This is a genomic window from Pseudoalteromonas sp. G4 (assembly GCF_028875915.1).
GTDB lineage: Bacteria > Pseudomonadota > Gammaproteobacteria > Enterobacterales > Alteromonadaceae > Pseudoalteromonas.
The window spans coordinates 1-10258 of record NZ_JAPEHW010000110.1 but is presented as its reverse complement, the minus strand read 5'-3'; the positions used below and the strand labels follow the sequence as shown (position 1 = coordinate 10258).

Here is a 10258-nt window from a genome sequence, read left to right as displayed (position 1 = left end):
CGTTGCTTTGTAGGCCTAGCGAGCTAAGTCAAGAAGCAACAACAAAGAACAAAACGCTTTGGGTTGAACCTTTTAGGCAGCGCTTGTTTGAGGTTTATACTGCGTTGCTCTACATGGATTTAGGGTAAGGTGAGTTTGCAGGAGCACAAAGTCTTTATCGTTCATTTATGTGGAATAACTCCGCTACAATCACTCTGCCTTGTCTAAATGCCAAACAAACTGCTGCAGAAATAGATAGCAAAGGTCAACACGCACTAACGTTAATACCCTAAGTTACAGAGTAAAATGCCAGTGATTTGCGTTGCGTTAACCGGCCCGATTTGGCAACACGCTAAACTTTTTGGGTCATCGCCAACCAGCCAATATAAGCCATTTTTATCTTGGTAGGCGATGCGTTTAATAATGGTGCCAAATTCATCGTGTTCCACTTTTACTATTTGCCCCTTCTTGAGGTGTTTTTTAGTGCCAAAATTGTGCAGTAACACATAACTATTAGTTTCGATGGTAGGTGACATGCTGTCGCCTGAAACTTTGTTAATGCTTAACCCGAGCATGATTCAAACCCTTTGGCTTATTCGTTGTATCACACGCAGCTGCAATGGTGTCAAAATTGAACAGTTTATCCAACGTTCTAATGGTTTTGCTTAGTGCAGATGGCTTCTTCACGGTTGCTCCTTGCAATTAATGCAGTTTTGTTTGGTGGTAAGCAAAGTGTTCACTATTGCCAATATCAGAGAGTACTTTTATGCATTGACTATGGCGATGATATTTATATTTAAAATCCGACAAACATTTAAACGTGATGGCCGACATGCGCAGTGCGTTACTTTGCGTTTTGCCGCAATTAGTAATGAGATTTGCTTGTTCAACAACAAAAAAGTGAGCATGCAGCAAGCAGTGTAATGCTCGTTCTAAATACCCTTGTTGTTCGTAGGTTGCGGCTAAATTTTGATAGCCACAGACCCAAGCTTGCATTGCCTCAAGATTACTGCGCTGTTGTTGCCAAAGCTCATCAATAAGTGCAATTGCGCGCATATAATAGCGCTCAGCTTCAAGCCAGTTATATGAATCAAAGCATTCGTTTCCTTTAATCATGGTTGATTGCCAGCTCATATCTCAATACCTTTCATATCCACTCAATGATAATGATTATTGATCGCGTTTAATGGGTTGTAAAGCAAAAAAAGGCCCAAATTGATTGAGCCTTGTGTGCTAGGGAACTTAGCTGTATGTGAACAACAGCTTAGGGTTTGTAGAATTTAGATTGTTTCGTAATTTTAATATCAGGCGACTCGATTGCCTGAACTTTAAAATCAATCTCAGTGACTTTTTGCTTTAAATCATATGCGTCAGCTGTCACGGTTACTGGGAACTGACTCATCTCTCCTGCTGCAATAATGATTTGCTGAGGCGCATTTAAAGTAAAGCGAGAATCTTCCAATAATGTCAGTGAATAGGTCAGCGTATTCTGGGTTTTATTGGTGATCTTAAGGGTGTAAGTATTTTCTGTTAGCCCTTCATAATTCACTCGGTAAAGTGCATTGCGATCACGTAAAATGCTTGCCTCAATTGGCACTCGTAAATTCATCCATATCAACATAGTAATAATGACAAGGCCTGTGAAGAAACCATAACCGACAAGCTTTAAGCGGAATTTATCCGTTTTCTGACCAGCTAATTGATGCTCGCTGGTGTAGCTTATAAGGCCTTTTTCATAATTAAACTTCTCCATGGTTTCGTCGCAAGCATCAATACATGCACCACAGTTAATGCATTCGTACTGTAGGCCGTTACGAATATCGATACCTGCGGGGCATACTTCAACGCATAAATTACAGTCAACGCAATCGCCTAAACCAAGCTGCTTAGGGTCATCTTTACGTTTACGACGGCCACGAGATTCACCACGTTTATCATCATAGGCAACAACATAGGTGTCCTTATCAAACATTACTGCTTGGAAACGTGAATAAGGGCACATATAAATGCACATCTTTTCTCTTAAAAAACCAGCGTTGCCATAGGTGCATACTGTAAATAAGCCAACCCAAAACATAATCAAGCCAGACCATTCAAGTGAAACTAGGTTACCGTAAAGCTCTGTCACAGGCACAAAATAACTTAAAAACGTGGTGGCAGTAAAAAATGAAATAGCACCCCAAATGAGATGTTTAAGGCTCTTTTTGCGGAATTTCTCAAATGACATTTTTGACTTGTCGAGCTTGATGCGTTTATTGCGGTTTCCTTCGATTTTTTCTTCGACCCAAATAAACATCATCATCCATACTGTTTGCGGGCAGGTATAACCACACCAGACTCGACCGAGCCAAGTCGTGACAAAAAACAACGCAAATGCACCAGCCATAAAGACCCAGGCCAATAAGGTAAAATCTTGCGGAAATAGTGTGGTATTAAAAAAGCGAAATTGTTGCGAGCCGATATCAAGCAGTATCGCCTGTTGACCATGGTAAGGAATAAAGGGGATAAGAATAAACGCCAACATCAGTGCCCAACCAATATAACGGCGAAGTTGCTGGTATTTTCCTTTTTGAGAGCGCACATAAATAGGCCCTTCTGTTTTATAGGGCTTAATAATCAGATCTTCTTCTTTGATATCAAACTTCATAGTGTTTCTCGACGGTAGATATTCGTAATGCTTACTACGCTAATAACAATAAGTATGCCAAGAGCTGCCTTCACTTAAGGTGTTGATAATTAGGGTTTTATCTTTCTTTCTGCAAATGTGGCAGGCACGATATATCGCGTGTTCGCGATATATCGTGGTTTTTGCGATGTTTTTGTGGTGAATTACGATGAACGGATTAGTTGAGATTTAGATAAGGAGGGCGCCAAGCTGATTAACCAACGTCCATTTTTTGTGCATAAAAGGGCTGATCCAGCCAGTTAGTTTCTTGAAATGCCAAGTTTTTTCATTTTTGAACGTAAAGTACTTTCTGGAAGATCTAGTAACTTAGCGGCACCATTTGCTCCACCAATTTTCCCTGCACATTGTTCTAGCACTTGTTCAATATACGACTTTTCCATTTCGGCAAGTGTCAGCTGAGCAAAATTACTCGCATCTAAATTCGCTTGGAAGTCATGTTTAATTTGAATCAGTGAGGTTTGGCTTAAAATGACTTCGCGCTCTAATACATTTTGCAGTTCACGAATATTGCCAGGCCAATGATAGGTAGCAAGGCGTTTTAAACTTGCTTTGCTAATACCTTTGATAGGTTTACCAAGTTTGCGCGCAAGCTCCGCAATAATGTTTTGGCATAGCAGTGGTAAATCATCAAGGCGTTCACGAAGTGCGGGCATGGTAAGTGGAAATACGTTAAGGCGATAATATAAATCCATACGGAATTCGCCTTGTTGTACCATTTTTAATAAGTCTTTATTGGTTGCAGCAATGACGCGAATATCAACTTTTAGGGTTTGATTGCCACCAACACGCTCAAATTCTTGTTCTTGTAGCACACGTAATAGTTTGCTTTGTGCTTCTAGGCTTAGCTCGCCAACTTCATCTAAAAACAATGTGCCTTTATCAGCTAGTTCAAAGCGTCCTTTACGACGTTCAGTCGCGCCGGTAAAGGCGCCTTTTTCATGACCAAATAATTCACTCTCGAGCAGGCTAGGAGTAAACGCTGCACAATTTACTTTTACTAAGGTGTTGTGAGCGCGTTTGCTAAGGCGATGAATATTACGTGCAATCAGTTCTTTACCTGTGCCGTTCTCACCTAAAATCAATACAGTGCTGTCGGTTTTGCTGACCAAGCTCACTTGATCAAGTAATTGCTTAAAACGTGGGCTTTGCCCAACTAAGCCAGAGTCGCTCCAATTTTCATCAATTTCACTTTGTAGGTAAGTATTTTCGGCTTGTAATTGCTCTGATAAGGCTTGCACTTGTGCCAACGCTTCTCGCAGCGCACGATCACTTTCTTGTTGCTTGGTTACATCGCGAAAAATTGCCACTGCACCAATGATTTTTCCGGCTTTATATACCGGTGTTGAGGTGTATTCTACAGGAAAGCTAGAACCATCTTTACGCCAAAATACTTCATGGCTAATACTGCGCTCTTGGCCATCTTGCATGGTAGCGTAAATATTACATTCATGGGCTGGGTAAGGGCTGCCATCGGCATGGCTATGATGATGATATTGATGGATTTTCTCACCAAGCAATTCACCTGCTTGCCAGCCAGTCATGCGTTCAGCTGCTGGGTTGATAAACACCGCTTTGCCTTCTAAATCAAAACCATAAATGCCTTCACCCACGGAGTTTAACAGCAGCTCTGAATCGGCGAGCAAATGCTTTAGATTATCCATAAATTACAACCCTCGATATTTCGTGGGTTAATTGTGCCAAGCTTAATGCCAAATTGCCAGCAAGCAATAACCGTCATTTAAATGATAAGTGGCAATATAAAATGACGAGTGATCTGTTTCTTCCTATTCAAGACCGTAAAATACTGACAATTATAAGAAAAAGCGGGAAGTTATATGACACAGCCGATGATATGTGTTGAACAGGTAAGTAAAGAATACAGCTCAACAAAAGCTGTTAATCAATTAAGCTTTTCAGTCAATAAAGGCGAAATTTTTGCCTTGTTAGGGCCTAATGGTGCAGGTAAATCGTCACTTGTGCGTATGTTGGTAGGCTTTACTAAACCCGATAGCGGAAAAATATCTATTCAACTCGACAATCGCTATTTAAGTGAAATCCCAGCAAATAAGCTTGGCTACTTACCAGAAGACCGTGGACTTTATGGTGAAAAAACATTGCTGCAGAACCTTCATTACTTTGCTGCATTGCATGGGGTGAATAAGCAAGATGCAAAACAAACAATAGATTACTGGCTGCAACGATTTGATTTATTAGGCCGAGAAAAAGAGCCGCTTAAGTCACTCTCCAAAGGTAATCAGCAGAAAGTACAGCTCATCACTGCAATATTACACAACCCTGAAATTGTTATTTTAGATGAACCTTTCTCAGGCCTTGATCCAATAAACCAAGAAAAAGTAGTGCAGTTTTTAGCTGAGCTGAAACAGCAAGGCATGACAGTTATTTTAAGTGCGCACCAAATGGCCATGGTAGAAAAAATGGCAGATAGAATGCTGCTAATGAATAAAGGTGAAGCCGTTTTATATGGCACTTTGGATGCGATTCGAACTCATATTGGCGGCGCTTTTGCAGCAACATTTTGGCCAGTTTAATTTTCGCTTAAACAAGCAGTGCACCTTAGTGGTTAGCCTTGAACATAAGTCGCAAGTAAATGAGGTACTAGCAAGGCTACCTAAACTTGGTCAGGTGATACACATTTCTAGCCGCAATATGGATTTACACCAAATGTATTTAAAGGCGATTGAATCGCATCAAAGTAGTGCATTATCAAAGGAGAATAATCATGAATAACCAAGTAATGCACGTTGCCAAATGGGAGTTTATGCACTTTTTTAAGTGGAAGCAGGAAATCATCAGCAAGTTAATTATGGTCGCAATTGCGCTAGTGGTGTTTTTTTGGCAATCGGCTGCTAATTTTACAACCAGTGATTATCGCATTGCGGTGGCTGCAGATAGCGAATTTGAAATGGTACTTGAGGGATATGTTTTTACAAAGACCAACGAGAACCAAGAAACTTTGCATAATGCCTTAAAAGCAGGGGACTTTGATGCAATTTTATTAATTGATGAATCGCAAAGCCCTGTGAGTATTGGTGTTATCAGCAAAGGAAAAATGGCATGGCAACAAACATTGCAAAATGCGTTAAAGCAGCACTATGCAAGCAAAGTCAGTGAACAATTATCGCTTTCATCACAACAAATGGCGTTGCTGAGTAACCCTATAACGCTTTCAACGGTATACCTTGACCAAAATATTAAAAGCGAAGAAAACCATTCAACATCAACAGCTGTTGGCGTATTAGTGTTGCTTTCGGTGGGAATATTTATGTCGTTTGCACAGGTGTTTGTATCAATCACAGGTGAAAAGCAGCAGCGTGTAACCGAGCAGCTTTACGCTACTATGAGCGCACAAACTTGGGTTGATGGTAAAATTTTAGGGCAAGTATTGCTGGCGCTTAAAGCAATGCTAAGCACCGTTATTTCGGTATTGCTAGGGATTGCATTTATGCAAGTGATTATTCAAGGACAAGCGCTCGATTTGTCTTTTATAGATTGGACGATATTACCTTGGGTACTGGTTTTTTCATTGCTTGGACTTTATTTTTCAACAGCATTTATGGCGGCAATAGCTTGACCCAAATCACAGTGGAAAATCTTCGTTTATGATGATCCCATTAATTCCAATGATTTTGGCGTTTGTATTAATGGATAGCCCAAGCGGCTGGGTAATGACGTTTCTAAGTTATTTTCCGCTAACTGCGTTTGCTGTTATGCCAGTGAAAATGGCATTGGTTGATGTGGCTATTTGGCAACCGATTTTATCGCTGATCCTCACTCTTGTGCTTTGTATTTATATGCGACGTGTTGCAGGGCGTTTATTTAAAATGGGCATGGTGATGTACGGCAAAGAGCCAAGTTTTAAGCAAATGTTAGGATGGGCTATTTCTAATCAGTAAATGTATTTATTTGCGAGAGCTGATGCTTATTAGGCTCTCGCTTTAAACTAATATGCAATTAGTTACGTTTTTCTTGTTTTTTAATAATCGATGTTACAACAGAGTTCTCTAGTTTAACTTCTACAAGGTAAAAACCACCAATTGATCCTTCTAACCTGTATGTCAGAGTTTCTTTTTTTGTTGGGGAGTTACCTTCTCCAGTATCAATAGCCACCGTTTGTACATCTTCGTACAATGGAACACCAGCTAGAGAAATTAACTCCGATTTTGACTGTCCAACTAGTAATAACTTACCGTTTTCTAATCTGAAGCTTTCTGATGCTGCAACTTTTATACTTAGCAGTGCAATAAATATGATTAAAACCTTGTTCATGTTAATAATCCTTTAATTTTAAAATTACTTTTTCACTCTACATTATTTACTGTGATTATTAATACAAGTTATTGATCAACCATCCAAGTCGAAATATTCATGAAGCATAATTTCTGCCAATAATTATCGATTTGGATGATTTTTTGAGCTAAATCAAATTTAATTCCAGCTGTTATTTGGTTAATAAATAAACTTGATTTAGGTCAATTCTCAGTTGAGAAACAAGCGCATACTCTCTTTCAAGCAACCGATTTATCGGACATTTATAGAAGGAATTTCGTTATGAGAAATGTGCAAAAATCAGAAATTATTGTAACCGTCATTGCAGTCTTAGCATTAGTTGTCACAGTGGTTGGTCACCTTGCAGGTGCCAGCATTGCTAACTCAAGTTCATTTGGCATTATTGCAGCACCGGTACCATTAGTACTCTTTATTATTGCATTTGCAGCTTACAAATATGCTGCATCTCATGACGAAGAATCGAGTCATTAATAGATAAGTACAGATTGCCCCCGATTAGTTTTACTTTACTTGCGACAAAGGCAGCGTTAGCTGCCTTTTTTCATTTAACTTTGTGCGCTAATTGGCTTTAATACAAATAAGCGTTTAGCATCCAAACAAGCTTTTCTTGCTCTTTAATGTAATCACTCATTAGTGAAGCCGTTCCTTCGTCGTCAGCGTCGCCTGCTAGCGCAAGTAATGATCGCTGCTTGGCTATCAATACACTGTAACCTGAGAGCAAATTAGCAATGGCATCTCGCCCTGCGCTGATATTTTTGGCTTCACCGATACTGCTTTTAGCAAGATAATCTGAGAATCCATGCAATGGCTCACCGCCTAGCGTTAAAATACGCTCAGCAATTTCATCTACTTTAAGCAATAAGTCATTATAAATTTCTTCAAACTTTGCATGTAACTCAAAAAAGTTTTCGCCTTTAATATTCCAGTGGAAACCACGGGCATTCATATATTGAATTTGGTAACTGCTTAATAAGCCATTAAGTTCTTCAACTAATTTATGTGTGATGTCTTTGTCTAATCCGATAATTGAAACGTTTTTCATAACCCACCTCGTGTTCAATAACATTAATTTGTTTCGATGGGATTATTATCGGGTAACTTAGTGATTGGTTAAATCACTTAAACTAGATTGGTGCGTTCTGTTTTTGTGATGATAAAATGGATTCGATGTAGTCCATTACTTTGCGGGAGTAGATTAAACTTGTATGGCTTAAGTGAAACACTTTATGTTCAGCCATGCCGTGCAGGGTTGTTTCATCAAGTAACACGGTACCGTCAGATTGGCTGTTCTTTTTGATGAACGGCATTAAGCCAAGAGGTAGATCACCTGCAATACTGTAGAGTTTGGCTGTAAATGGCCAATCGTGATTTTCAGATAGCAAAAACTCCACACTATTTTTTAAAAACAGATCAAACCCTTTTTCTTTCATATGTTTGGCAAGTGTAGCCCCTTTATGAGGTGTGCCTAATGTAATGACTTTTTTAACCTGAGCGGCTTGCGAGGTATTTGCTTCTAAATAGGCGCGCGCAATTAAGCCTCCCATTGAGTGGCATACAAACGCAGTGCTTTCGCCATCAATAAATTCATCAATTTTATGAAAAATGTCATCTTTATTGGGAGATAAACTCTGATAGCTTAAATTGAGGGTTTTAAAGCCCAGCTTTGTAATGCGCTTACTGAGCGGCAACATTACAAAACCCGACATATATAAACCGTGCAGAATAACAACTTTTTTAATCGTCATTGGTGGCCAGTTTATAAAATGGTGATCGGCTCAATTAGCACTGAATCGCTTTCGTTACTAACCCAGACTTGACCGTCTTGTACCGTAACGGAAAGCTGCATATGTCTTGCTGCCAAAGGAATAAGTTGTTGTGATTGCTCAAACGGAATACTAAACACACGCAAATTAGTGTGCTGAAAAAACTTACCTTGGTGTTTCTCAAGCCACACTTTTTGGTCGCCGTCACCATAGGTATATAAAATGACTTGTTTCGATTGGTTACAGGCTTTTTTTAAGCGCTTTTCATCAGGTAAACCGAGATCAATCCATAACTCAATATCATCTGTGAGCGACTTTTCCCAGATTTCAGGTTCATCGTCAGCACATAGACCTTTGGTGAAACTCAGTGTATCAGAGGCATTTAATGCAAATGCCAAAACGCGCAACATCAAGCGATGTTCATTTTCAGAAGGATGCTGTGCAATCGTTAAATTGTAATCACCATATTGGTGTCTATCCATGTCGCTCAGGTTTAACGAGAGCTTATGTACTAAAGCCTTTAACGCCATAATTATTATTTATATAAGAAAGATTACTGCTATTGTAACTGAATATAGTTAAAATACGCGTACTTTCATGCTTTGGAGAAAATAAATGGCAATTCAGTGGTTTCCAGGTCATATGAATAAGGCGCGCAATGAGATTAAAGAAATCATGCCGCAAATGGACGTGATTATCGAAGTGCTGGATGCGCGTATTCCTTACAGTAGTGAAAACCCAATGGTTGGTACATTACGCGGTGATAAGCCGGTAATTAAAATTTTGAATAAAGCTGATTTAGCCGACCCAGAAATGACCAAAGCTTGGATGACTTACCTTGAGCGCGAAGATGGTGTTAAAACTTTACCGCTTGATAACAACAAATCGAGTGAAGTGCACTTAATTAACGATCTTTGTCGCAAGCTTGTACCGCATAAAGTGGGTGCTGATAAACAAATTAAAGCCATGATTATGGGTATTCCTAATGTTGGTAAATCTACATTAATTAATACGTTAGCAGGTCGTGTTGTGGCGAAAACGGGTAATGAACCCGCGGTAACTAAAGCGCAACAAAAGATTCGTTTAGAAGATGGCATTATGTTGTACGACACTCCGGGCATGTTATGGCCAAAAGTTGAAAACGAAAACTCAGGTTACCGTTTAGCAGCAACAGGTGCTATTCGTGATACAGCGATTAATTATGAAGAAGTCGCAAGCTATACCGCAGAGTATTTACTTAGTGCATATCCTGAACTATTAAAATCGCGCTATAAAATGGATGAACTGCCAGAGCAAGATTGGGAATTTATAGAACAAGCGGGTCGTAAACGTGGCTGTATACGTTCGGGAAATCAGGTTGATACCCATAAAATGTCTGAAATCTTAATCAATGAATTGCGTGATGCTGTAATTGGTCGCATTTCAATGGAAACGCCAGAAATGCGCGAAGAAGAAGAAATTATGGTTGCAGAACTTCGTGCCCAGGCTGAAGCCAAAAAACAAGCGCGAGAAGAAGAGAAAA

Annotated in this window: 14 protein-coding genes; 6 read left to right on the top strand and 8 right to left on the bottom strand. The window is 39.6% G+C overall.

The features are described from left to right. Positions 1-260: 260 nt before the first annotated feature. The 4 genes from ON073_RS19285 to ON073_RS19270 form a co-directional block, all read right to left on the bottom strand. Positions 261-554, bottom strand: coding sequence for a S24 family peptidase (locus tag ON073_RS19285; protein WP_274763508.1), 294 nt, complete (start codon positions 552-554; stop codon positions 261-263). Between the two features lie 127 nt (positions 555-681). After that, positions 682-1113 (bottom strand): hypothetical protein, encoded by a 432-nt coding sequence (locus tag ON073_RS19280; RefSeq protein WP_274763507.1) that lies wholly within the window; start codon positions 1111-1113, stop codon positions 682-684. A gap of 130 nt (positions 1114-1243) precedes the next feature. Beyond that, positions 1244-2626 (bottom strand): cytochrome c oxidase accessory protein CcoG, encoded by a 1383-nt coding sequence (gene ccoG, locus ON073_RS19275; RefSeq protein WP_274763506.1) that lies wholly within the window; start codon positions 2624-2626, stop codon positions 1244-1246. 278 nt (positions 2627-2904) lie between these two features. Continuing rightward, positions 2905-4326, bottom strand: coding sequence for a sigma-54 interaction domain-containing protein (locus ON073_RS19270; RefSeq protein ID WP_274763505.1), 1422 nt, complete (start codon positions 4324-4326; stop codon positions 2905-2907). Between the two features lie 174 nt (positions 4327-4500). Here ON073_RS19270 and ON073_RS19265 point away from each other — a divergent pair, with 174 nt between their 5' ends. From ON073_RS19265 to ON073_RS19255, 4 genes are read left to right on the top strand one after another with little or no spacing between them, the layout of a single operon-like run. Beyond that, on the top strand, positions 4501-5214 hold the full coding sequence (locus tag ON073_RS19265) for an ABC transporter ATP-binding protein (protein ID WP_342455428.1): 714 nt from the start codon (positions 4501-4503) through the stop codon (positions 5212-5214). Continuing rightward, entirely contained in the window at positions 5189-5413 is a 225-nt protein-coding gene (locus ON073_RS20540) for a hypothetical protein (protein WP_342455427.1), read from the top strand. Before ON073_RS19265 ends, ON073_RS20540 begins: the two co-directional genes overlap by 26 nt. After that, positions 5406-6257: an ABC transporter permease gene (locus ON073_RS19260; RefSeq protein WP_274763504.1), complete on the top strand. Its 852-nt coding sequence runs from the start codon at positions 5406-5408 to the stop codon at positions 6255-6257. Before ON073_RS20540 ends, ON073_RS19260 begins: the two co-directional genes overlap by 8 nt. Before the next feature lie 28 nt (positions 6258-6285). Then, positions 6286-6579 (top strand): hypothetical protein, encoded by a 294-nt coding sequence (locus ON073_RS19255; RefSeq protein WP_274763502.1) that lies wholly within the window; start codon positions 6286-6288, stop codon positions 6577-6579. Positions 6580-6637: 58 nt separating this feature from the next. Here the strand turns inward: ON073_RS19255 and ON073_RS19250 are convergent, their stop codons facing one another. After that, a complete protein-coding gene (locus tag ON073_RS19250) occupies positions 6638-6952 on the bottom strand; it encodes a hypothetical protein (RefSeq protein ID WP_274763501.1) in 315 nt (104 codons plus the stop codon). A 282-nt stretch (positions 6953-7234) separates the two neighbouring features. On the opposite strand from ON073_RS19250, the gene ON073_RS19245 reads away from it, so the two are divergent. After that, positions 7235-7444, top strand: coding sequence for a hypothetical protein (locus ON073_RS19245; RefSeq protein WP_274763500.1), 210 nt, complete (start codon positions 7235-7237; stop codon positions 7442-7444). A 97-nt stretch (positions 7445-7541) separates the two neighbouring features. Here ON073_RS19245 and ON073_RS19240 read toward each other — a convergent pair whose 3' ends face one another. The 3 genes from ON073_RS19240 to ON073_RS19230 all read right to left on the bottom strand — a co-directional run bounded on the left by ON073_RS19240 (position 7542) and on the right by ON073_RS19230 (position 9266). Then, on the bottom strand, positions 7542-8015 hold the full coding sequence (locus ON073_RS19240; protein WP_274763499.1) for a Dps family protein: 474 nt from the start codon (positions 8013-8015) through the stop codon (positions 7542-7544). Positions 8016-8097: 82 nt separating this feature from the next. Then, on the bottom strand, positions 8098-8718 hold the full coding sequence (locus ON073_RS19235) for a PGAP1-like alpha/beta domain-containing protein (protein WP_274763498.1): 621 nt from the start codon (positions 8716-8718) through the stop codon (positions 8098-8100). 11 nt (positions 8719-8729) lie between these two features. Beyond that, entirely contained in the window at positions 8730-9266 is a 537-nt protein-coding gene (locus tag ON073_RS19230; protein WP_274763497.1) for a YaeQ family protein, read from the bottom strand. A gap of 85 nt (positions 9267-9351) precedes the next feature. On the opposite strand from ON073_RS19230, the gene ylqF reads away from it, so the two are divergent. Further along, on the top strand, positions 9352-10258 hold a 907-nt coding region (ylqF, locus tag ON073_RS19225), incomplete at its 3' end, for a ribosome biogenesis GTPase YlqF (RefSeq protein WP_274763496.1).